We start from the raw sequence: 22,320 nt of genomic DNA on the forward strand, positions 1-22,320 counted from the left end.
ATTTTTACGTTTGACTAAATAAATAAACTATGTCCCATAACCTACTGAAAGGAAAGAAAGGAATTATTTTCGGTGCGCTGGATGAGAAGTCCATCGCCTGGAAGACTGCCCAACGCTGCGTACAGGAAGGGGCCGAAATTGTGCTGACCAACGCGCCAGTAGCGTTGCGTATGGGAACGATCAAGCAGTTGGCCGAAGAATGCAACAATGCGCCGGTTATTCCGGCCGATGTAACCAGCAATGAGGATATCGAAAACCTATTTGACCAAACGTTGGAACATTTTGGAAGCGGCGTGGATTTTATCCTGCATTCCGTAGGCATGAGTATCAATGTACGTAAGGGTATCCATTACACGGAAAATAACTATGATTTCATGCATAAGGCATTTGATATCTCTGCAATCAGCCTTCACCGTGTATTGGCTACAGCGCTAAAAAAGGATGCGATCAACGAATGGGGTTCTGTGGTTGCACTGACCTACATCGCTGCACAGCGTGTGTTTCCGGATTACAACGATATGGCCGATGCGAAGGCATTGCTGGAAAGCATCGCCCGTAACTTTGGTTACCAATATGGTGTGAAGAAGCACGTTCGTGTGAACACGATCAGCCAATCACCCACCCAAACAACCGCCGGATCAGGCGTAAAAGGTTTCGGTGATTTTATTTCCTACGCCGAGAAAATGTCTCCTCTTGGAAATGCTACAGCCGATCAATGTGCGGATTATACCGTCTCCTTATTTTCGGATTTAACCCGGATGGTGACCATGCAAAACCTCTTTCACGATGGAGGTTTCTCATTTACCGGTGTAAGCGAAGCGGTGATTAATGGAGTAGGGGAATAATCGATTTTTTCTTCTAAGCATAAAAAAAGCGGCTCAAGGCCGCTTTTTTTATGGGATGTACTCTGCATCTGATAACGTGATCTTGACTGTCATGGTAGCGGTTGGAATAGGTACTTCGTATTCCGGATCGGCAATTGGATCTTCTGCATAAATGGTTACAAACCCTGCCGTATACCTTACCGAAAATGCCGTGCCTCCAAACGTAGAAGGGAGGATGTCGTAAGAAACTTCACCGTTATCGCTCATCGCTACGCTGACGTTCCCTTGGGTAATGTAGTAGTCGGTTAACTCCGGAAGGTCAATGTCATGATAGATTTGATGGCTGACACCTTCATCCCATTTCCAATCATTTGGTTTGATGGTGTATATGAACGTTTTGTTCGGGACGACGTCGTAGTATTCTTTCGTGCAGGACGACACGCCGAGAACCACTAAGAATCCGACGACTAAAGTAAGGGGCTTTTTCATATACGTTTGTTTTGGGTAAATAATTCAATGACTATGTTTGCTCGTTTTCTTATATGACAACTGAAGACTTGAAAAGGTTTAACACAATAATTGCACCAAGAATCTCAAAAGATATCTTCGTGATCAGATCGCCACATGAAGTGGGGCACCTATACGAGAAGAAATCTTGTAAATTTGTTTTTTACGAGGAAAGATATGCTAACGGATAAAAAAATCTATACCAAACAAATTCAGGTAACTAACGAACACTTAGACCAAAACAATCACGTCAATAATGTGCAATTTGTATATTGGGTGGAGGAAATAGCCGCTGAACATTGGGAAATCCTGAAACACGAGACGGCTTATGCAACCGATTATTGGCTGCTTTTTGACCATCACATTCAATACAAAAAGCAGGTTTATCTCGGTGAAACGTTAACGATAAAGACGTACCCTTTACCACCTGAGGGTATAAAACAACCCCGAAAAGTAGAATTTTACCGTCACGATGAATTGGTGGTGGATTCACGAACGCGTTGGGTTTTATTTGACAACGAAAAACATCGGGTAAAGCGGATTGAATCTGATTGGCTGGAAAAATAATCGTAGGTAAATTGCATGTTAAGTTTGCAGTAATTTAACACGATAGGCAATAGTTATTTAATAGCAGGAAAATAATTTTGCCGAACTTATTGACATGTCTTTACACGGATCATTGAAAAGTACAGCAGATTTTGGAAGATGCTATGAAGCATATTACCCCATGCTTTGCATGATTGCGTACGAATACACCCGGGATAAGGTATTAGCAGAAGAGATGGTTGGGGATACATTTCTTGCACTATGGGAAAAACGTGAATCGCTTGAGATTACCACGTCGGTCAAAAACTATCTGATTAAATCTACCCAAAATACCTGCTTGCAGTATCTCCGGAAAAAGAAATTACAGATACGTCGCATTTCGGATGAAACAGAGTGGGAGCATATTCCCTGGAGCGACGATTATCCGCTGGGACAACTCTTTGAAAAGGAACTGTCTGATAAGATAGCCCAAGCAATTGAGACACTTCCCCCTAAATGCCGCGAAGTTTTTCAATTAAGCCGCATTGACGAAATGAGTTATTCGCAAATCGCCGGGGCATTGCAGATTTCCGAGAACACGGTTAAAACACAGCTGAAAACGGCGCTGTCACGCATACGGAATGCATTGCGCGACTATCTCCCGATCGTTCTGATTTTACTGGCAAACGGGCGGGTGTAATTTTTTCTTTCGTTATCACCCGCGGCATCGTTTTTTGCATCTACTAATTTAGTACTCCTGATTTATGGACAAATTGGATAACATCAAATCGTTAATCGTAAACTACCTAAATGGTACCATTTCGGGCAGTGAATATCAGCAATTGAAGACATGGATTAATTTGTCGGATAAAAATCAATTGGAATTTGACAGAATACGCGAAATCTGGTTGGCCTCAAATCTGGCCAGTGAAAAATTCCAGTTTAATAGCCAAGCTGCATTTGAGCGTTTTCAAGAGAAAAACGCTATTCCATTGCTTCGAAAGACGAAGAAAGTGGCCCTATCTTATCCGTGGGCTGCGGCAATACTGATTGTTGCCCTATTAGGAGGCATAGCACTGAGGCACTTCGTGCGTTCATCGGTCGATGGGCAGACGACCGTCGCGTATCAGGAGATCATTGTGCCCAACGGGTCGCGTTCGAAAATCCGGTTGCCCGATAGCTCAACGATTACAATAAACGCCGGCACAACCTTGCGCTACAGCACGGATTTCGGAAAAAAGCAGCGCAACATATGGCTGGATGGCGAAGCTTATTTTGTCGTTAACAAATCACCGGTTCCGTTTATCGTTCATTCGGGTACCGTACGGATAAAAGCAGTCGGGACAGAATTCAACGTTCGAGCCTATTCCACTGAAAATAAAATTGAGACTACATTAATAACGGGCAAAGTGGTGGTGAGCGATACCAGCGACTTATCGAACATCTCCGGAGAAGTGTCCCTTTTCCCAAATCAGAAGCTGATTGTTGCCAAGGAGATGATCGCCTCGGCAGCTAACAGGGATGCTCGGGAGAAATCCCTGATCCCAAAGAAAAAACATCAGATTTCCAAGCCCACGAGCAATATCATCAAAGAGGAACGGGTAGATCCAGCACCCGATATCTCTTGGAAGGATGACGAATGGGTGATCTATCGAGAGAGTTTGGAGGAATTGTCTGTTAAACTGGAGCGGCGGTATAACGTAGATATCGTTTTTGTGGATGAACATCTCAAGTCGCTTCGGTACAACGGTACCTTACCCGACCAACCATTGGAACAAGTATTAAACTTAATGAGTATGGTGTCGCCTATCCGTTATACAGTACAGGGTAAGACGGTGGTCTTTTCCGAGAATCGATATTTTAAGAAACCCTGATTATACGGACGCATGATTAAACTACTAACCAATAAAAAAATGCCTATGGAAAAATAACAAACAACGTGCGAAAACTAAGAAGCAAAGGGGATGCGCCACACACCCCCTATGCATTGGAACGTCCGTGAAGGACATACATTAATTCGTGAAAATTAACAGGTTAAAAATATGCATAATAACTATTATCTCAAATTTCCCATGCTGTGGGAAACCAAATTTTGCCGTATTATGAGATTATCTTTACTTCTGATGTTGGTTGGATTATTTTCGGCGCACGCCAGTGTATATTCGCAAAATGCAAAGTTCAGTATTGATATCGAGGATTTGGCCATGCGCGATGCGCTGCGACAAGTCGAAAAAGTAAGTGGAAAGCGATTTTTCATGAGTGACGACCTTGCCGCGATGGACACACGGGTTTCGGTCAAAGCGCGAAACAAGAGTTTCGAACAGGTCATGCGACAGATGCTTAAAGGTCATTACCTGTCTTATCAGATCGCTGACAATGGTATAGTAATCATCACCGAAGATGGAGTTCCACCACAGGATATCTCGGTCACGGGAACCGTTACAGATGAGTTTGGAGATCCCATTCCCGGGGTAAGCGTAGCGGTAAAAGGTGGTACTAGCGGCGTAGTTACAGATGCTTTTGGTAAATATGTGATATCCGTTGCTGATGAACAGGCAGTGATTGTTTTTTCGTATGTAGGTTTCACGACCGTCGAACAAGCTGTTGGCAGTAATAAGGTTATCAATGCGCTGCTAAAAGCGGATAATCAGAGCTTGGAAGAAGTCGTGGTAGTGGGGTATGGTACACAGAAGAAAGTAAACCTAACCGGTGCCGTTGAAACGGTGGGAAGCGAAGTGTTCGAGAACCGTTCCACAACCAATGTAACGCAGGCACTGCAAGGAGCGGTGCCCAACCTGAATATTTCGTTGGAGGACGGTAAGCCAGCACGGTCGGCTTCGTTCAATGTTCGGGGTCATACCTCCATCGGCCAGGAAGGAAGCGCACTGATCTTGATTGATGGCGTAGAGGGCGATCCCTCGTTCCTCAACCCGAACGACATCGAAAGTGTAACGGTGTTGAAAGATGCGGCTTCAGCGGCAATCTATGGTGCCAGAGGTTCTTTCGGTGTGGTGCTGATTACGACCAAACGGGCGCAAAAGGGCCGAACCACCGTTACTTATAGCGGTAATCTATCCAGCCGATCGCTGGCAAAAACGCCCGAATTTGTAACGGATGCAGTAACCTGGGTGGAGCATTTCAGGGATTCCTATTACAATCGTCAGGGGACGGTGCCTACGTCGATCAATAACAACACGCAGTATTACAGCGACGAGTGGCTGGAGCGGCTAAGGGCGTGGAAGGCGTCAGGCGAAGGACCAAAAACAGAAATACTACCCAATGGGAATTATGAATATTACGCCAATGTGGACTGGATGGGCATGCTTTTTAAGGACCAGTCGTTTGCACAGGACCATAACCTGAATATTTCCGGTGGCAATGAGAAGGCCGATTTCTATGTGTCGGGACGTTTCTATGATTTCGATGGCATGTACAATTTCGATCCGGATACCTATCGCTCCTACAATCTCCGGGCAAAAGGATCATTGCAAGCCTATCCGTGGTTGAAGATTACCAATAACATGGAATTTTCAAATAACCATTATCACATGCCTTATTCAGCGCAGGGCAGGAGCGCCAACATCCAGCGATATATTGAGGTAAATGCATTCCCGAGTTTGCCGATGTACAATCCGGATGGTTCGTATACCCGCGGCGGGGCAGCCACGTTGGGTGCTTTTGCGGATGGTAACAATTACCAGAATAATAATCGGAATCTATTTCGGAATACCGTAGGATTCAACACCGGTTTCTTTGACAACGCCTTCCGCATCAATGGCGATTTTACTTTCCGGTATGATAACCGCGATTTCTTTTGGAAGCGGGTGAAGGTTCCGTATTATCAAAATGCCAATGCCGAATCGCCGTCGTATATGGGAGATGTGAATGGTGTGATTTACGAATGGATGGGACACACCATGTATACTGCCTCCAATCTGTATGCGGAATACGAAAATACCTTCGCTGAGCAACATTATGTAAAAGCGATGGCCGGCTGGAACTACGAGACGTCGGCTTATAAAGCCAACAGTATTGAACGTAATCAATTGCTCCTTGAGGATGCTGAAAGCATCCAGTTGGCCACCGGCGAATCCATCATCCCGGGTGCCAGCGTAACAAACTGGAAAACTGCGGGTACCTTCTTCCGGTTGAATTATGGTTACCGCGATCGTTATTTACTGGAAGTGAATGGACGTTATGATGGTTCATCCCGTTTTCCCGTGGATCAGCAGTGGGGTTTTTTTCCATCGGTTTCGGCGGGATGGCGATTGTCTGAAGAACCATTCTGGAACGTGAGTGAAAAGATTTTCTCTGACATTAAGTTCCGTGGGTCCTATGGGTCATTGGGCAATGGCAACATCGCACCGTATAATTTTTTGGAGCTTTTGAGTATCGGCAGTTCGGGACGCGTGTTGGACGGTGCACTTAATAAAAAAACCAGTGCACCGGCTCCCATTCCTGCCGGACTTACCTGGGAAAAAGCGACTACTAGCGATATCGGGCTGGATTTCGGTATGGTGCAGGGTAAACTGCGCTTCAGCGGCGACTATTACGTGCGGAAAACCACCGACATGTATGTAGCCGGACCTACGTTGCCCGATATATTCGGAGCGACGTCGCCCAAGGGTAACTTCGCCGACATGACCACTAAAGGGTTCGAAGCCACGCTGACGTGGCAGGACCAGTTCGCGCTGGGTAACAAACCTTTCCGTTATCAGGTACGTGGATCGCTATTTGATTATGTGTCGACAATCGACAAATTCTACAATCCAACCAAGCGATTTACTGATCATTATGCCGGAAAGATTATCGGTGAGCTATGGGGATTCGAGACCGACGGCTTATTCCAATCGGATCCCGATCCCAGCGAATACATCAATACGATTTTTAATGCCTCAGCAGATGCCGTATGGCGTGCGGGCGATTTGAAAATCCGCAACCGCGATGGAAGTGCTGACAATATGATCACGAAAGGTGAGCAAACAGTGGATAACCCGGGCGACATGACAATCATCGGCAATACCGAGCCGCGGTACCAATACGCGTTTACATTAGGAGGCGATTGGAATGGAATCTTCTTTTCGGCATTTTTACAGGGTGTAGGCAAGCAAGATTGGTATCCAGGATCGGAGACGGCCTTCTGGGGGCAATATAACCGGGGGTATAATCAGATGCCGGCATGGCACCTGGGCAATTATTGGACGGAAGATCACCCCGATGCATACCTGCCGCGGTATGCACAGTACAACGGCACACTGGGGTATTCCAATCACGTTCCCAACGACCGTTATTTGCAACGGGTATCCTATTTACGGTTGAGAAGCCTGCAAATAGGCTATACACTGCCACAAGTATGGATGTCGAAAATTGGTATACGGAATGCGCGTATCTATGCCACGGGCGAAAATCTAGCCAGTTGGTCGCCGCTTTACAAGCGGGCCAAGAACTTCATGGATGTGTCATCGGCTATCGGTGATAAAGATTCGGATTTGAACAGCTCGTATAATCAGGGAGATGGCAACAGCTATCCGCTATTAAAAACGGTATCGTTCGGTCTTTCATTCACCTACTAACTTCAAAAAATAAAAACATGAGAAAGTATATCTTGTTTATAGCGGCTACAGTTCTTCTATTTTCCAGCTGTGAAATGGATGAACCGCCGGTCACCCAGACGGATAGGAACGCCATATTCAGTTCGGAGGAAGGGTTAAGGGCTTATTCCATCTCATTTTACGATATGTTTCCCAATGCATCCGATCAGGCCATCGTCGAACAATCGCTGGTAGACTATGGCGCTACCAATACGCTGAGCGGATTTACGTTGCGGAATTCATACAGCGAAAATAATTCTTCGGGCTGGGACGCTGACGATTGGGCAAAGCTTCGCAATGTCAACTATTTTATTGTGAACTGTACCGATCCGGCGGTTCCCGAAGAGGCGCGGAACAACTACATCGGTCTTGCCCGTTTTTTCCGGGCCTGGTTTTACTACGGAATGGTACGGCGGTTTGGCGATGTTCCTTGGGTGGATCATCCGTTGGATCCAAGTGAAGAAGAAGCGCTGTATGGCACCCGCGATTCACGGGAATTGGTCATGGAGAAAGTATACGAAGACCTGATGTTTGCCGCCGAAAACATCACCCGAACCGCTGACGCCGCGCAGTCCTCATTGGTAACGAAATGGGTAGCTTATGCATTCACTTCGCGTGTGTCTTTGTTTGAAGGAACATTCCGCAAATATCATAATCTGAATCTGACTACTTCGCCCGAAACGTGGCTGAAAAGAGCAGAAGATGCCGCATATGTGGTGATGCAGGAGTCAGGTAAATCATTAAATGCCGATTATCGTGCATTATTTACGAGCGATGATCCGCCCGCATCGGAAACATTATTGGCGATTGCATCAAGTGCCTCCCTGGGCATTAAGCACAATGCAAATTGGCGGTGGACATCGGAAACCTACGGTACCGGTCTGAACCTGATCCGTCCATTTGTATGCACCTACCTGCAAAAAGACGGGACTCCTTATACTGACCGGGCGGGATGGCAGTATGAAGATTTCTACGATGAATTCCAGAATCGTGACGAGCGGTTGAACGCTTCGCTCCGTTATCCGGGATATACACGCGAAGGGGAGCTTGCTCTGCCCGTATTCAGTGGCTATGCGCGGTTGGGATATCAGCCAATGAAACTCTGTGTAGACGCAACTATTGGCGATAGCCAAACCGAAAGCACGCATGCCATTCAGTTGGTCCGGTTTGGCGAAGTATTGCTGAATTATGCCGAAGCGAAAGCCGAGCAGGGTACGCTTACCGATGCGGACTGGGCCGCAACCATCGGTGCGCTGCGGGCGCGTGCAGGAATTACCGGCGGACTGAATACGAAGCCGACCGTCGTGGACAGTTACCTAAGAGCTACCTATTTTCCCGATATTAACGATCCCGTAATTCTGGAAATCCGCCGTGAGCGAGCCATTGAATTGCTGCTCGAAGGGTTCCGCTTTGACGACCTTCGTCGCTGGAAATCAGGCGATCTCTTTAAAATGAGCTGGACCGGCATGTACATATCGGGTATTAACCAACCGCTGGACGTCGATCACAATGGCACACACGATGTAATTTACTACACCGATGATGCCGGGTTGGCTGCAGCGGAAGCAATTGCAAATAATACCAGCTTATACCGGGTGCGGGTAAGTACCGATCCTGCCGCAGAAATCATTCAGGTACATGCAGCCGGCAATGGTACCGGCTATTACCTGGCATGGTTTACGAACAACGACTCAAAGAAAGTATGGGGACCTAAGCAGTATTTCTATCCGATTCCGGTTGGTGCATTGAACCTGAATCCGCAATTGGAGCAAAATCCAGGTTGGGAGAATGGAGCGACAAATGATGGGAATTAAAGAACTGATTTTTCCGTAAATTAAAATTTGAAAACCCCCTGAAATCAACAAAATTTGCTGTTGAAAAAGGGGGTTTTCTTTAACCATTAATTAGCAATGACAATGAACTGTAAAAAAATCATTTATCTCATCTTCCTGATAGTGCCTTGCTGCCAAGTGTGGGCTTTTTCCGATTCTACAGCCAGCCATGAACCGCCCACGCGGCTGAAGGTACTGTCTTACAATTTACGTTTCGGCGAACTTGCATCACTGGAAGAGTTAGCTGCGTTTATTAACGAGCAGAATCCTGATATTGTAGCTTTGCAGGAGGTAGATTGCCGTACCAACCGCGATCGGGCACCCCAGCAGCACGGTAAGGATTTCGCTACTGAATTGGGTTTCCGTACGGGCATGATTGCCGCCTACGGTAAAACCATTCCTTATGCCGGCGGTTATTATGGCATTGCCATCTTGTCCAAGTATCCGCTGGCCAAAGTCGAACGTATCTATTTGCCTAAAACGGAAAATGGAAAGGAGCAGCGGGCTATTTTGGTTGCCGATGTCGAGTTTCGAGAAGGGGAATATATTACGTTTGCCAGTACGCACCTGGATTATACCAATACCGAAGAGCGCCAAGTACAAGTCGAAAAGCTGAACAAAGTGCTATTGGCACAGTCCCACCCGGTGATCGTAGCAGGCGACTTCAATGCCAGACCGGATTCCAAGGAAATCAGCGAAGGGATGGCTGCTTGGAAAACGGTCTCCAATGGAGAGCCGACCATACCGGCCAATGCACCTCGTCACACGATTGACTACATTTTCTGTTATCCGAAAGACAAATGGTCCGAAATAGGGGCAACAACTTACCAGATTGGTCTTTCCGATCATTTGCCGATCAGCGCAGTTGTCGAATTGAACCCATGATTTGCAGCGAGAGGCAAAAGCCAGAAGCGCCATGGGATTCTATCTCATGGCGCTTCCTGTTTTATGAAATAACCTGTTAAATTACTCGTCTTTTTTCTCTTCGGCCACATCCGAAGGCTTGGAAGAACCACCGTCTCCCGCCTGTACGTTGACTACAATTTCAGTTTTATCCTTGTCGTAATCAACTTCCAGCGTGTTGCCTTCACTAACCTCACCTTTCAGGATTTCCTCGGCGATGGGGTCTTCCAGGTATTTCTGGATCGCCCGTTTGAGTGGACGCGCTCCGAAATTGCTGTCGAATCCTTTTTCGGCAACAAACTCTTTGGCGGCTTCGGTGAGCTTAATGCTATATCCCAATGCTTGGATACGAACAAAAAGCGACTTCAACTCAATATCGATAATTTTGAAGATATGTTCCTTATCCAGTGAATTGAAGACGATGACATCATCAATACGGTTCAGGAACTCCGGAGCGAAGGCTCGTTTAAGTGCATTTTCGATAACACTGCGCGAATGCGATTCGGCCTGTTCCGTTTTTGCTGCGGTGGTGAAGCCCACTCCTTGTCCGAAGTCCTTCAACTGGCGGGCTCCAATATTGGAGGTCATGATCAGGATGGTGTTCCTGAAGTCTACCCGGCGGCCCAAACTGTCGGTCAGCTGTCCTTCATCCAATACTTGCAGCAACAAGTTGAATACGTCGGGATGTGCTTTTTCGATTTCGTCCAACAGGACTACTGAATAAGGTTTCCGCCGTACTTTCTCCGTCAGTTGTCCACCTTCTTCGTATCCCACGTATCCCGGAGGCGCACCGACGAGACGGGAGATCGCGAATTTTTCCATGTATTCACTCATGTCGATCTGGATGAGTGAATCTTCACTGTCGAACATGAAACGGGCTAACTCTTTTGCCAGCTCTGTTTTGCCGACGCCGGTAGGACCTAAGAAAATGAAGGAGCCGATTGGTTTTTTCGGATCTTTCAGTCCCGCACGGGTACGTTGAATCGCTTTGACGAGCTTCTTTACGGCTTCGTCCTGGCCGATGATTCGCCCCTTCATCGATTCGCCCATGTTCAACAGCTTTTGGCTGTCAGACTGACCTACTCGCTGCACGGGTATGCCCGTCATCATCGAAACTACTTCGGCCACATTATCTTCCGTTACGGTATACCGTTTGGTTTTCGTTTCCGCTTCCCACGCCGTTTTTTCTTGCTCAAGTTCTTCCAACAACCGTTTTTCCGTATCACGCAATTTAGCTGCTTCCTCGTATTTCTGGCTGCGGACTACCTTGTTTTTCTCGACTTTGATTTCCTCAATTTTCTGTTCAATATCGATGATGCTTTGCGGCACGTGGATATTGGTGAGGTGCACCCGCGATCCGGCTTCGTCCATTGCATCGATCGCCTTGTCGGGCAGGAACCGGTCGGTGATATACCGCGTGGTCAAGGTAACACAAGCCTCAATGGCTTCCGGTGTATAATTGACGTTGTGGTGCTCTTCGTACTTGTCCTTGATGCGATTCAGTATTTCAACGGTCTCGTCGTGCGTAGCAGGTTCGATCATCACTTTTTGGAACCTGCGATCAAGTGCTCCATCTTTTTCGATGTATTGGCGATACTCGTCAAGGGTAGTGGCACCGATGCATTGGATTTCTCCACGAGCCAACGCCGGTTTGAACATATTGGAGGCGTCTAATGATCCAGAGGCACCCCCGGCACCGACGATGGTGTGAATCTCATCGATAAACAAGATGACATCCGGTGATTTCTCCAATTCGTTCATCACTGCCTTCATCCGCTCTTCAAACTGCCCGCGATATTTTGTGCCTGCCACCAGCGAGGCAAGGTCCAGCGTAACTACCCGTTTGTTGAACAGCACCCGCGATACTTTCCGTTGAATGATGCGCAATGCCAATCCTTCGGCGATGGCGGATTTACCCACGCCCGGTTCGCCGATCAAGATGGGATTGTTTTTCTTCCGTCGTGAAAGAATCTGCGAAACCCGTTCGATTTCCTTTTCACGGCCTACGATCGGATCCAGTCGTCCTTCTTCTGCCGCCCTAGTGAGATCGCGGCCAAAGTTATCAAGTACCGGGGTTTTTGATTTGATGTCCGATACCTTCTTAGGTTGATTGAAATGATCTTCCTCTTTAAAGTCATCATCCCCAGCTGTTGAGCCGGAGGCCTGATCGGTAATGCCTGCTTTATGCTGTTCTACATCTGCTTTGAAGACGTCGTAATTAATGTCGTATTGCTGCAGGATTTGCGAGGCGATGTTTTCCTCGTCGCGCAGAATGGATAACAGCAGGTGTTCGGTGCCAATGACGTCACTTTTAAAGATTTTTGCTTCAAGATACGTGATTTTCAACACTTTCTCCGCTTGTTTCGTAAGCGGCATATTGCCGATCGGAGCGCGTGACATCGAAGAACCTTTTACGGCATCCTCGATCGATTTGCGTAGCTCGGTCGTGTCGATCCCTGCATGTTTCAATATCTTGATGGCCATACCGTCTCCTTCACGGATTAAACCCAGCAACAAATGCTCTGTGCCGATGTAATCGTGTTTCAACCTGATAGCTTCTTCCCTGCTGTATGAAATCACATCCTTTACGCGAGGCGAAAATTTTGCTTCCATGAATGTTTACCTTTCTCTTTTTGTATGCTAAGGATGCGATAAATGTAGAAAAAATTATCGCTTGTGCCTTATTATTTTGTGTAACATTTATCAACAATTAAGCCATAGACACAAATATAACATTTTGTCAGTTTTGATAAAAGTATTTATTGCATCATTGTGACTTTCTGCTCAAGCCGCAGAGGGGTTTTGCTCAATCGCCGCAAAGGCTCGGTACTTTTGACCGCAAAAGTACCCAAAACTCGCCGCAGTATCCTGCCGCTACCACGGTAGTGCATCCCAGTGCAAGCTGCGGCCGGATAAGGCGGCATGGGCGGGATACGGTAAGGAGGTGCTAAACGCATGGAATGGACGTTCGAAGGGGAATGGTTGTTCGTGTTGCAATACATCTCCGTTCGAAGGGGAATCGGCCTTGAAGGATCGGGAAGCAGGGAGCAGCAAAGCATGTGCAGGAGCCTGCGTATCAGCAAGAAACAGGCGGATTGAGGAAGTGGAGCGGCTGCAATCCGCGCTATGTGTGCTTTGCAATCAACCTGCGACCGAGGCTTCACAGCCTTGACTCTTTGCTTCTTTCTGGTCAAGCAGAAAGAAGTCGCCTACGCGGCGATAGCGCGAACTTGCATATCAAGGGTAAGTTAATTAAGTTTGCACGTAAAAACGCAATTACGCAAAAACGAAATATGTCAGACGAGAAAATCATCTTTTCCATGGCGGGGGTAAATAAAGTGTATCCGCCTCAAAAGCAGGTGCTTAAAAACATTTACCTTTCTTTTTTTTATGGGGCCAAAATCGGTGTAATCGGTCTTAATGGCTCGGGGAAATCGTCGCTGCTTAAAATCATTGCCGGTTTGGATACGTCCTATCAGGGAGAGGTGGTGTTTTCGCCCGGTTATTCCGTGGGTTACCTAGCTCAGGAACCTCAGCTGGACCCCCATAAGACGGTAAAGGAAGTGGTCGAAGAAGGAGTAGCCGAAATCACCGCGATCCTGCAGGAATACGAGGAGATTAATGAGAAGTTCGGATTGCCTGAAGTGTACGAAAACGCAGACGAAATGGACAAATTGCTGGCTCGGCAGGGCGAGTTACAGGACAAAATCGACTCCGTGGGCGCCTGGGAACTGGATGCCAAGCTGGAACGTGCGATGGATGCCTTACGCTGTCCTGAACCGGATCGGAAGGTGGACACATTGTCAGGAGGCGAGCGCCGCAGGGTGGCATTATGTCGCTTATTGCTCCAGGAACCGGATGTGCTTTTGCTTGATGAGCCTACTAACCACCTCGATGCGGAGTCTATCGATTGGCTTGAGCAGCATTTACAACAGTATAAGGGAACCGTTATTGCCGTTACCCACGACCGTTATTTCCTTGATAACGTAGCCGGCTGGATACTGGAGCTCGACCGCGGAGAGGGTATTCCGTGGAAAGGGAACTATTCTTCGTGGCTGGATCAAAAAGCGAAACGCCTTGCCCACGAAGAAAAAACGGAAAGTAAACGGCAGAAAACACTGGAACGCGAATTGGAATGGGTGCGCATGGCCCCGAAAGCCCGTCACGCCAAATCCAAAGCCCGTTTGCACAACTACGAAAAACTGGCTTCTGAAGAGACTAAGGAACGGGAAGACAGACTGGAACTTTTCATACCTCCCGGTCCGCGGTTGGGCAACGTCGTGATCGAAGCTCAACAGGTAAGTAAAGCGTATGGCGACCGGATTCTTTTCGAAGGATTGAGCTTTTCGTTGCCTCCGGCGGGTATCGTGGGTATCATTGGCCCCAACGGAGCTGGAAAAACAACGCTTTTCCGGCTTATAACCGGTCAGGAGCAACCCGATAGCGGGACATTCCGCGTGGGCGAAACCGTGGCATTGGGTTATGTGGATCAATTGCACGACGACTTGAATCCTGAAAAAACGGTGTGGGAAAACATCACCGGCGGCAACGAGAATATTTCGTTGGGCAGCCGGATGGTCAATTCCCGGGCATACGTGTCTAAATTCAATTTCAATGGTGGCGACCAGCAGAAAAAGGTCGGTGTACTCTCCGGCGGCGAACGCAACCGTGTTCACTTGGCCATCACCCTGAAAAAAGGCGCCAATGTGCTGCTGCTTGACGAACCAACCAACGACATCGATGTGAACACCCTAAGGGCGTTAGAAGAAGGCCTGGAGAATTTTGGCGGCTGCGCCGTGGTGATTTCGCACGACCGATGGTTCCTTGACCGAATCTGTACGCACATCCTCGCCTTCGAAGGCGATTCCCAAGTGTATTTCTTTGAAGGGAATTATTCGGAATACGAAGAGAATCGCAAAAAGCGTCTGGGCGATATGGCTCCCCAACGTATCCGGTACAAAAAACTGGTAAAGGGATGATGGATACCGCCAAATTGCTGAAGGCGATTATCGAAAACGCCATCGATGGAATCATTACCATCGACCGCCACGGTATCGTGGATTCGATCAATCCTGCGGCATCCAATCTTTTCGGATACGAGGCACACGAGGTAATCGGTCATAATGTGTCGATGTTGATGCCCGAACCTGACCACAGCCGGCACGACCAGTACATCCATAATTACCTGGAAACCGGCGTAAAGAAAATCATCGGTATTGGCAGGGAGGTAAGGGGGCTGCGAAAAAATGGGACCACATTTCCGTTTCGACTGGCCGTAAGCGAAGTGCATTATGAAAACAAGATCGCCTTTACGGGCTTTGTGCACGATCTGTCGAAAGAAAAGGAAGCGGAGGAGAAGCTGATCCAACACATGGAGGAATTGGAGGCTACTGTCAGTAACCGCACAAAGGATTTGATTAAATTGGTTTCCGAATTGGAAAAGACCAAATCCGAAGTGAGCCAGTCGCTGGAAAAGGAAAAAGAACTGAACCAACTTAAATCGCGTTTTGTATCGATGGCGTCGCATGAATTCCGGACGCCGCTTAGTGCCGTTCAATTATCAGCCTCGCTGATTGAAAAGTACGCAGAAAAGCCCGATCTAGCTAATGTACTTAAACATACCACTCGGATTAAAAATTCGGTACAGCTACTCACCAGCATCCTGAATGATTTCCTTTCCTTAGAGCGGCTCGAAGCCGGCAAAGTTTTGGCAAAAAACGAGGAGATAAACCTGGTAGAACTTGCGGAAGAAATCACGGAAGAGATGCAGCTAATCTGTAAAGCAAATCAGCACATCGTGTATCAGCATACAGGTTCTGCCGGGAAATTTGCATTGGATGCCAACCTGTTGAAAAATAGTATTATTAATTTGATTTCCAATGCGATTAAGTATTCGGGGGAGAATACATTTATCGAGTTTAATACGGAAATCAGTGACAATACCTGTACAATCATTATAAAAGACGATGGGATTGGCATCCCCGAGGACGAGCAGAAAAGCCTTTTTGAGCCGTTTTTCCGGGCCCACAACACCGGCAACATTCCGGGTACCGGTCTGGGACTCAACATCGTGAAAAGATATGTTTCACTGATGGGAGGGGAGGTGACCTGTCAAAGCGCGCAGGATAAGGGCGCTATTTTTACGCTTACATTCCGCACCATAGCATAGGGAAAAATGGCAACTAAGCAAACAACTGTTTTGATCATCGAAGACAACGATGACATCCGCGAAAACACCAAGGAGATCCTCGAACTCACCGGCTATCAGGTCTATGATGCGCCCGAAGGTAAAACGGGCGTTGAATTGGCACTCAACTATTTACCGGATGTTATCCTATGTGATATCATGATGCCCGAGCTGGATGGATTCGGTGTGTTGTACATGCTATCTAAACATCCACAAGCGGCGACGATACCCTTTATTTTTTTGACGGCCAAATCCGAACGGGCAGACATGCGCAAGGCGATGGAGCTGGGAGCGGATGATTACCTGACCAAACCGTTTGACGACATCGAGTTGTTGAATGCGATTGAGACCCGCCTGAAAAAACGTAAGCAACTGGGGCCAGAAAGTAACCATCTGAAAAACCTGTATCTGAGCGAGAAAGAGCAGGAAGTTTTGCTAAAGGAGCTGGTAAGTGCTTCACGGATAAAGGTATACCGGAAAAAACAGTTTATTTACCAAGAAGGCGATTCGCCATTATATGTATACTATGTCAAAAAAGGAAAAGTACGGCGGTTTCTGCACTACCTGGATGGGCGGGAGCTTTCAACCGATATCCATGCGGCCGACTCCTTTTTTGGCTACGGTGCGGTCTTGCGTCAGGAGCGCTACAGTGACAACGCCGAAACGCTGGAAGACGTGGAACTGGCCCTGATTGAAAAGGAGCAGTTCTTCGAGCTCCTGTACCGAAAGCCCGGCATCGCCAGCAAGTTTATCAAGTTGCTTTCAGGTAATATTCGGGGCAAGGAGGTTCAGCTTTTGGCCTTCGCTTACGATTCCGTCCGCAAGCGGGTGGCTAACGCACTGATTCATGTGGCCGAGAAGACGTCGGCCGAAACCACGGACGACGAGTGTCTAATCCGCATTTCACGTGATGACCTGGCCTCACTTGCGGGTACTGCCAATGAAACTATCAGCCGGATGCTGGCCGATTTTAAAGACGAAAAACTTATCGCCAAAGAGGGGAATTCCATTCGAATCCTTTCCCTAACAAAACTTCGAAATATCAAGCAGTAAGGTTTGGGATGATGGGTTAACCCACAAATAGCTGTTTGCGAAGGACAAGCAAACTAAATAAAGTGATCCAAATCACTTTTTATACTGATGGCCTTCAGCTAATGATGTTCCATCGCGGCGTAGCTTTGTGACAGATGAATTTAACGGGGAGTAACATTCCTGAATATACAAATGGACGAATGAAAGCTATCGCCTACAGCATAAAACCACAAGAGAAGGAATATTTGGCAATAGCCAACGGGAAGAAACACGACTTGACATTGATTTCCAATGAATTAAATATTCAGACGGTGTCGTATGCTCAGGGCAAAGAGGTGGTGATTGTATCTTCCTACGATATCCTGAACCGCGAAATGCTATGGGAACTGAAGAACGCAGGCGTGAAAAATATCATTACCCGCTGCCGGAATACCACCCACATTGACCTGAAAGAAGCTGCCCGCATGGGACTGAAAGTAGCCAATGCACCAGACGACGATCAATCTGTAGCGAATATCGCTAAACAGACCATTCGTAATCTGAGTGCTTGGGAATCAGGAAAATGTGTGGGAAGAGCATGTTGTTGTCAGGGCGCTTGCTCCGCAGCGGAGGTTGGAGGCAAATCATCGTATCGATAGGGCAGACATGGCAAATAAATTAGAGGATCTAATACAACGCTACAATGTAGCGGCTCCGCGGTACACAAGTTACCCAACGGTGCCTTACTGGGATCAAGGTACGTGGCATCCCGATCTTTGGGTGGAGCATGTCCGGGCGCAGTTCGATGCATCATCCGGACAGGGCATCAGTCTGTATGTCCACCTACCGTTTTGCGAAAGTTTATGTACCTACTGCGGTTGCAATACGCGGATCACCAAAAATCACGGTGTTGAAGCTCCTTATATCGATACATTGCTGGACGAGTGGCTCCTTTACCGGAATTATCTCGGATCGCAGGAAATCCCCATCCGTGAGCTCCATCTGGGAGGTGGAACACCCACCTTCTTTGCGCCACCGCAACTTCATCGACTGATTGACGGACTGCTGCGCAGCAATTGTGTGCCGGCAGATGCTGCATTTTCTTTCGAGGCACATCCGGCAAACACGACAGCCGAACATCTGCAGGTTTTATACAATGAGGGATTCAGAAGATTGAGTCTGGGTATACAGGATTTTGATGTCCGTGTACAACAGCTCATCAACCGCAGACAAACCGAAGCCGACGTATGGCGGGTGATGGAAAATGCCCGCCGTATCGGTTACACCTCCATCAATTTTGATTTGATCTATGGTTTGCCTTTGCAGACCCCCCAAAGTGTGTGCAGCACGGTTGAGAAAGCGCTGGCAATGCGGCCCGACCGTATTTCGTTTTACAGTTACGCGCATGTGCCCTGGATGAAACCCGGTCAACGACGTTATACGGAGGCCGATCTACCTGTTGGAAAAGCCAAACTGGATCTCTACCGGTTGGGTAAGGAACTGATCGTGCAGGCCGGATATCGGGATGTGGGGATGGATCATTTCGCCCTGCCGGAAGATGCTCTTTGCCTGGCCGCAAATGCAGGGCAGTTACACCGGAACTTCATGGGCTATACTGACCGCTATACGCCGCTGCTAATCGGACTCGGTGTCTCATCGATCAGCGACTCGTGGACAGCGTTTGCGCAAAACGTAAAAACTGTGGAAGAATACCAGGCGTTGGTCAATACCGGCAAGCTCCCCGTAACCAAAGGGCATGTTCTTTCATCGGGCGACTTAACCGTTAGGAACCATATTCTGGATGTCATGTGCCGCGGAACCACGTTGCTCGATAGGTCTATTCCCCAGTCCGCTCTTATATTGAGCCGGCTGGCACCAATGTTCGATGACGAATTGGTACAACAGGATGGCAATCGGATTACCGTAACCAAACAGGGAGAGGCATTCCTGCGCAATATATGTATGGCCTTCGATGAGCGCCTGCATAAAAAACAGTATACACAGCCTGTTTTCAGTAAAGCTGTATGATCGTATCTAACACCACCCAATGTTACCACTGTGGCGATGCAGTGTCCCATACGGTTTTTGAAGCCGATGGGCATCGGTTCTGCTGCCTGGGGTGTCAGAGCGTCTATCGGATTCTGAGTAGCAGCAATATGCAGCAATATTATCGGTACAACCGTCACCCCGGAAAGAAAAAGAGCGAGGTTTCCACACGTTATGAATACCTCGACGAGGCAACGCTAACCGATAAATTGATCGACTTCAGAAACGATGAAATTACGATCGCAACCTTCTATATCCCATCCATTCATTGCAGCTCCTGTGTCTGGTTACTCGAACATTTGTATAAGCTTAATCCGGCTATCGTGGTGTCGCGGAGTGACTTCTTGAAAAAACAGGTAAATATTACGTTTAAGCATACGGAGCTCACGCTGCGTGGATTGGTGGAACTGCTGGTGGATATCGGTTACGAACCCAAGATTACGCTTCAGGATGTAATCAAGGAAGGGCAGAAGTTTTCGCAAAAAGGGTTGATTGCCAAGATTGCGGTGGCCGGGTTTTGCTTCGGGAATTCGATGATGTTGAGTTTTCCGGAGTATTTTGGCATGGGAACCTTCGAAGCACACTATGCCAAGATTTTTGGCTGGATGAACCTGGGTTTTTCGTTGCCCGTATTGCTTTATAGCGGGCGGGATTATTTCCGGTCTGCTTGGCAAAGTCTGCGGCATAAGGCACTCAACCTCGATGTCCCCCTGGCGCTCGGCATTGCGGTGCTGTTTGCCCGGACGGCGTGGGAAGTGTTGTCTGTTTCAGGGCCCGGTTTTGCCGACACGCTTTGCGGCTTGGTCTTTTTTCTGCTGGTGGGGCGATGGATACAGCAGCGGACCTATCATCACTTATCCTTTGAGCGTGATTACCGCTCGTATTTCCCGGTAGCTGTGACACGGCTCAGCGAAGACGGACCGAAACCAGTACCTCTGGCGGATATTCAGGTCGGCGACCGCCTGCTTATCCGTAACAACGAAATCGTGCCGGCAGATGCCATTTTGCTGAATGGGCAAGCAGCGGTCGATTTCAGTTTTGTGACCGGAGAATCGGAACCTGTTCAGAAGGTGCTCGGCGAGATCATTTATGCGGGCGGGCGGCAAACCGGCGAGGCCATCGAGCTGGAAGTGGTCAAGGCGGTCTCACAAAGCTACCTAACCCGACTTTGGAATAACGAAGCATTCAAACCGCATGAACTGAATTTCCGCACGTTCAGCAATACGGTGAGCCGGTATTTTACGGTGGTGTTGCTGGGAGTAGCTTTCGCTGCCATGGTTTTTTGGGTTTTTGCGGGCGATACGGCTCGTGCTTGGGGAGCGTTTACCGCGGTATTGATCATCGCATGCCCCTGCGCGTTGGCATTGAGCAGCCCGTTTACGCTTTCTGCTGCATTGAGTATATTCGACAAAAACCGATTTTACATAAAAAATACAGCGGCTATCGAACAATTGGCAGCCATAGACTGCATCGTGTTTGATAAGACGGGGACCATTTCTTCGCCCGCGGCATCGCGGATGCGGTTTGAGGGAAATCTGTTGACCGACGAATTGGCCCTGGTGGTGGCCGCGTGCAAAAACTCCAATCACCCGCTGAGCCGGGAGTTGGTCAAATGGGCTGCTCCCAACGTGTCTGGATCTGTGCCTGTGAACCAATACTGCGAGGTTGCGGGCAGGGGTATCGAAGCCGTCGTGGCAAATCGCAGTGTACGCGTCGGAAATGCTGCATTTACAGGGGTGCCTAGCGGTGGAGGAACGGGAAGCAGGGTCTATGTGTCGATAGACGATGAGGTGAAGGGATGTTTTCTGGCAGAGCAGCCCTGGCGGGAAAACTTGCACGTAGTATTGGGTGAACTAGCGGCAGGGTGCCACCTGCACCTGATTTCCGGAGACAACGACAAAGAAAAAGCTCTGTTGCGCGGTATATTCCCGCCGCAGGCCGACCTGTTGTTTCATCAATTGCCCGTCGAAAAAATGGAATACATCCAGTCATTGCAGGCACAAAGTCATCGCGTATGCATGTTGGGCGATGGACTTAACGATGCCGGAGCACTAAAGCAGGCCAACCTGGGAATTGCGGTAAGTGATGACATCAATAACTTCTCGCCGGGATGCGATGCCATCCTCGACGGACGGTCGTTTGTAAAACTACCCCGCTTTTTACGGTTTGCCAAAGACGCAGTCAAGATTATTCACCTGAGCTTTGGCATCTCCCTTACCTACAATTTGGTCGGACTGAGTTTTGCGGTGAACGGAACCATGTCGCCTTTGTTTGCGGCGGTGCTGATGCCATTGAGTACGGTCACTATTATCGGTTTTACGACCGTTGCCACGCACCTGTATGCAACAAAAAATCAATTAATTAAGAGACAATGAGTGCCATTTTTTTCCTCATCGGTTGCAGTGTCTTTATCGCACTCATTTTTTTGGTAGCTTTTTTCTGGGCCAACAAGACCGGGCAGCACGATGATACGTATACGCCTTCGGTAAGGATACTGTTTGAGGACGAAGTACAGGAAGAGACGGAGACGTTACCGAAGGAAAGTTAAAGCAAACCCTTGAGGTTTATAGTAATAGATTTACCAATGCGGTCCACTCTTCTTCCAATGTTACATCCGGCCGCTGTCGTCCCGCCCGTCGGTACCAATAGTCTGCATTCCATAAATCACCTTCTTTCCGGTGTAAGTATGCGTGTACGTGTGCCGACTGGCGGTCATCCAGATCATTGACGAGATCGTGAGCATGCTCCCAATCGCCCTTACCATCGTACCATAAGGCTTCCTGTTGTACGGTAAGCCCTATTGGGGGCAAATTCTGTTTTAAGGATTCGTTGAAGGTGTCAATGTTCATGTCGAGTTCGCTACCATCCAAAGGTAGAAATTTTAATGCAAATAG

The 22,320-nt window shown here is 48.0% G+C and carries 18 protein-coding genes; 15 read left to right on the forward strand and 3 right to left on the reverse strand.

Features of this window, described 5'->3' with window-relative positions; translation table 11 throughout:
• Positions 1-29 precede the first annotated feature (29 nt).
• On the forward strand, positions 30-845 hold the full coding sequence (locus tag BMZ56_RS00080) for an enoyl-ACP reductase FabI (protein WP_090622240.1): 816 nt from the start codon (positions 30-32) through the stop codon (positions 843-845).
• Between the two features lie 48 nt (positions 846-893).
• Here BMZ56_RS00080 and BMZ56_RS00085 read toward each other — a convergent pair whose 3' ends face one another.
• Positions 894-1,313: a hypothetical protein gene (locus tag BMZ56_RS00085; RefSeq protein ID WP_090622245.1), complete on the reverse strand. Its 420-nt coding sequence runs from the start codon at positions 1,311-1,313 to the stop codon at positions 894-896.
• A gap of 195 nt (positions 1,314-1,508) precedes the next feature.
• On the opposite strand from BMZ56_RS00085, the gene BMZ56_RS00090 reads away from it, so the two are divergent.
• The 6 genes from BMZ56_RS00090 (at position 1,509) to BMZ56_RS00115 (ending at position 10,164) form a co-directional block, all read left to right on the forward strand.
• A complete protein-coding gene (locus BMZ56_RS00090) occupies positions 1,509-1,898 on the forward strand; it encodes an acyl-CoA thioesterase (protein WP_090622249.1) in 390 nt (129 codons plus the stop codon).
• A gap of 94 nt (positions 1,899-1,992) precedes the next feature.
• Complete coding sequence (locus BMZ56_RS00095; RefSeq protein ID WP_090622253.1) at positions 1,993-2,556, forward strand: RNA polymerase sigma-70 factor; 564 nt, start codon at positions 1,993-1,995, stop codon at positions 2,554-2,556.
• Between the two features lie 64 nt (positions 2,557-2,620).
• The gene (locus BMZ56_RS00100) at positions 2,621-3,730 is read left to right on the forward strand and encodes a FecR family protein (RefSeq protein ID WP_090622257.1); all 1,110 of its coding nucleotides are present in this window, start codon (positions 2,621-2,623) and stop codon (positions 3,728-3,730) included.
• 228 nt (positions 3,731-3,958) lie between these two features.
• Positions 3,959-7,429, forward strand: coding sequence for a TonB-dependent receptor (locus BMZ56_RS00105; protein WP_177194986.1), 3,471 nt, complete (start codon positions 3,959-3,961; stop codon positions 7,427-7,429).
• Between the two features lie 17 nt (positions 7,430-7,446).
• A complete protein-coding gene (locus BMZ56_RS00110) occupies positions 7,447-9,261 on the forward strand; it encodes a RagB/SusD family nutrient uptake outer membrane protein (RefSeq protein WP_090622262.1) in 1,815 nt (604 codons plus the stop codon).
• Positions 9,262-9,363: 102 nt separating this feature from the next.
• On the forward strand, positions 9,364-10,164 hold the full coding sequence (locus tag BMZ56_RS00115; protein ID WP_090622265.1) for an endonuclease/exonuclease/phosphatase family protein: 801 nt from the start codon (positions 9,364-9,366) through the stop codon (positions 10,162-10,164).
• A gap of 81 nt (positions 10,165-10,245) precedes the next feature.
• Here the strand turns inward: BMZ56_RS00115 and BMZ56_RS00120 are convergent, their stop codons facing one another.
• Positions 10,246-12,795 carry an ATP-dependent Clp protease ATP-binding subunit gene (locus BMZ56_RS00120; protein ID WP_090622269.1) on the reverse strand — a complete coding sequence of 850 codons (2,550 nt, stop codon included), beginning with the start codon at positions 12,793-12,795 and terminating at the stop codon, positions 10,246-10,248.
• Positions 12,796-13,137: 342 nt separating this feature from the next.
• Between BMZ56_RS00120 and BMZ56_RS25525 the strand changes: the two genes are divergently transcribed.
• From BMZ56_RS25525 to ccoS, 8 genes are all read left to right on the forward strand, one after another.
• Positions 13,138-13,281, forward strand: coding sequence for a hypothetical protein (locus tag BMZ56_RS25525; RefSeq protein ID WP_177194987.1), 144 nt, complete (start codon positions 13,138-13,140; stop codon positions 13,279-13,281).
• 194 nt (positions 13,282-13,475) lie between these two features.
• Positions 13,476-15,161, forward strand: coding sequence for an energy-dependent translational throttle protein EttA (gene ettA, locus BMZ56_RS00125; RefSeq protein WP_090622273.1), 1,686 nt, complete (start codon positions 13,476-13,478; stop codon positions 15,159-15,161).
• Positions 15,161-16,351 carry a PAS domain-containing sensor histidine kinase gene (locus BMZ56_RS00130; protein ID WP_090624361.1) on the forward strand — a complete coding sequence of 397 codons (1,191 nt, stop codon included), beginning with the start codon at positions 15,161-15,163 and terminating at the stop codon, positions 16,349-16,351. The genes ettA and BMZ56_RS00130 overlap by 1 nt, the downstream gene beginning before the upstream one ends.
• 6 nt (positions 16,352-16,357) lie before the next feature.
• A complete protein-coding gene (locus tag BMZ56_RS00135; protein WP_090622277.1) occupies positions 16,358-17,422 on the forward strand; it encodes a response regulator in 1,065 nt (354 codons plus the stop codon).
• A gap of 179 nt (positions 17,423-17,601) precedes the next feature.
• Positions 17,602-18,039, forward strand: coding sequence for a Rossmann-fold NAD(P)-binding domain-containing protein (locus BMZ56_RS00140; RefSeq protein ID WP_090624363.1), 438 nt, complete (start codon positions 17,602-17,604; stop codon positions 18,037-18,039).
• A gap of 7 nt (positions 18,040-18,046) precedes the next feature.
• Complete coding sequence (gene hemN, locus BMZ56_RS00145; RefSeq protein ID WP_090622281.1) at positions 18,047-19,408, forward strand: oxygen-independent coproporphyrinogen III oxidase; 1,362 nt, start codon at positions 18,047-18,049, stop codon at positions 19,406-19,408.
• Complete coding sequence (locus BMZ56_RS00150) at positions 19,405-21,801, forward strand: heavy metal translocating P-type ATPase (protein WP_090622285.1); 2,397 nt, start codon at positions 19,405-19,407, stop codon at positions 21,799-21,801. The genes hemN and BMZ56_RS00150 overlap by 4 nt, the downstream gene beginning before the upstream one ends.
• Positions 21,798-21,974 carry a cbb3-type cytochrome oxidase assembly protein CcoS gene (gene ccoS, locus BMZ56_RS00155; RefSeq protein WP_090622289.1) on the forward strand — a complete coding sequence of 59 codons (177 nt, stop codon included), beginning with the start codon at positions 21,798-21,800 and terminating at the stop codon, positions 21,972-21,974. The genes BMZ56_RS00150 and ccoS overlap by 4 nt, the downstream gene beginning before the upstream one ends.
• Before the next feature lie 16 nt (positions 21,975-21,990).
• Here the strand turns inward: ccoS and BMZ56_RS00160 are convergent, their stop codons facing one another.
• Positions 21,991-22,275, reverse strand: coding sequence for a hypothetical protein (locus BMZ56_RS00160; protein WP_090624365.1), 285 nt, complete (start codon positions 22,273-22,275; stop codon positions 21,991-21,993).
• Between the last annotated feature and the right edge of the window lie 45 nt (positions 22,276-22,320).

The sequence above is a fragment of the Parapedobacter indicus genome (genome assembly GCF_900113765.1).
Taxonomy (GTDB): Bacteria; Bacteroidota; Bacteroidia; order Sphingobacteriales; family Sphingobacteriaceae; genus Parapedobacter; species Parapedobacter indicus.

Coding starts and splice junctions, on each gene's coding strand:
- BMZ56_RS00080 (WP_090622240.1), top strand. CDS start 30: ATGTCCCATAACCTACTGAAAGGAAAGAAAGGAATTATTTTCGGTGCG.
- BMZ56_RS00085 (WP_090622245.1), bottom strand. CDS start 1,313: ATGAAAAAGCCCCTTACTTTAGTCGTCGGATTCTTAGTGGTTCTCGGC.
- BMZ56_RS00090 (WP_090622249.1), top strand. CDS start 1,509: ATGCTAACGGATAAAAAAATCTATACCAAACAAATTCAGGTAACTAAC.
- BMZ56_RS00095 (WP_090622253.1), top strand. CDS start 1,993: ATGTCTTTACACGGATCATTGAAAAGTACAGCAGATTTTGGAAGATGC.
- BMZ56_RS00100 (WP_090622257.1), top strand. CDS start 2,621: ATGGACAAATTGGATAACATCAAATCGTTAATCGTAAACTACCTAAAT.
- BMZ56_RS00105 (WP_177194986.1), top strand. CDS start 3,959: ATGAGATTATCTTTACTTCTGATGTTGGTTGGATTATTTTCGGCGCAC.
- BMZ56_RS00110 (WP_090622262.1), top strand. CDS start 7,447: ATGAGAAAGTATATCTTGTTTATAGCGGCTACAGTTCTTCTATTTTCC.
- BMZ56_RS00115 (WP_090622265.1), top strand. CDS start 9,364: ATGAACTGTAAAAAAATCATTTATCTCATCTTCCTGATAGTGCCTTGC.
- BMZ56_RS00120 (WP_090622269.1), bottom strand. CDS start 12,795: ATGGAAGCAAAATTTTCGCCTCGCGTAAAGGATGTGATTTCATACAGC.
- BMZ56_RS25525 (WP_177194987.1), top strand. CDS start 13,138: ATGGAATGGACGTTCGAAGGGGAATGGTTGTTCGTGTTGCAATACATC.
- ettA (WP_090622273.1), top strand. CDS start 13,476: ATGTCAGACGAGAAAATCATCTTTTCCATGGCGGGGGTAAATAAAGTG.
- BMZ56_RS00130 (WP_090624361.1), top strand. CDS start 15,161: ATGGATACCGCCAAATTGCTGAAGGCGATTATCGAAAACGCCATCGAT.
- BMZ56_RS00135 (WP_090622277.1), top strand. CDS start 16,358: ATGGCAACTAAGCAAACAACTGTTTTGATCATCGAAGACAACGATGAC.
- BMZ56_RS00140 (WP_090624363.1), top strand. CDS start 17,602: ATGAAAGCTATCGCCTACAGCATAAAACCACAAGAGAAGGAATATTTG.
- hemN (WP_090622281.1), top strand. CDS start 18,047: ATGGCAAATAAATTAGAGGATCTAATACAACGCTACAATGTAGCGGCT.
- BMZ56_RS00150 (WP_090622285.1), top strand. CDS start 19,405: ATGATCGTATCTAACACCACCCAATGTTACCACTGTGGCGATGCAGTG.
- ccoS (WP_090622289.1), top strand. CDS start 21,798: ATGAGTGCCATTTTTTTCCTCATCGGTTGCAGTGTCTTTATCGCACTC.
- BMZ56_RS00160 (WP_090624365.1), bottom strand. CDS start 22,275: ATGAACATTGACACCTTCAACGAATCCTTAAAACAGAATTTGCCCCCA.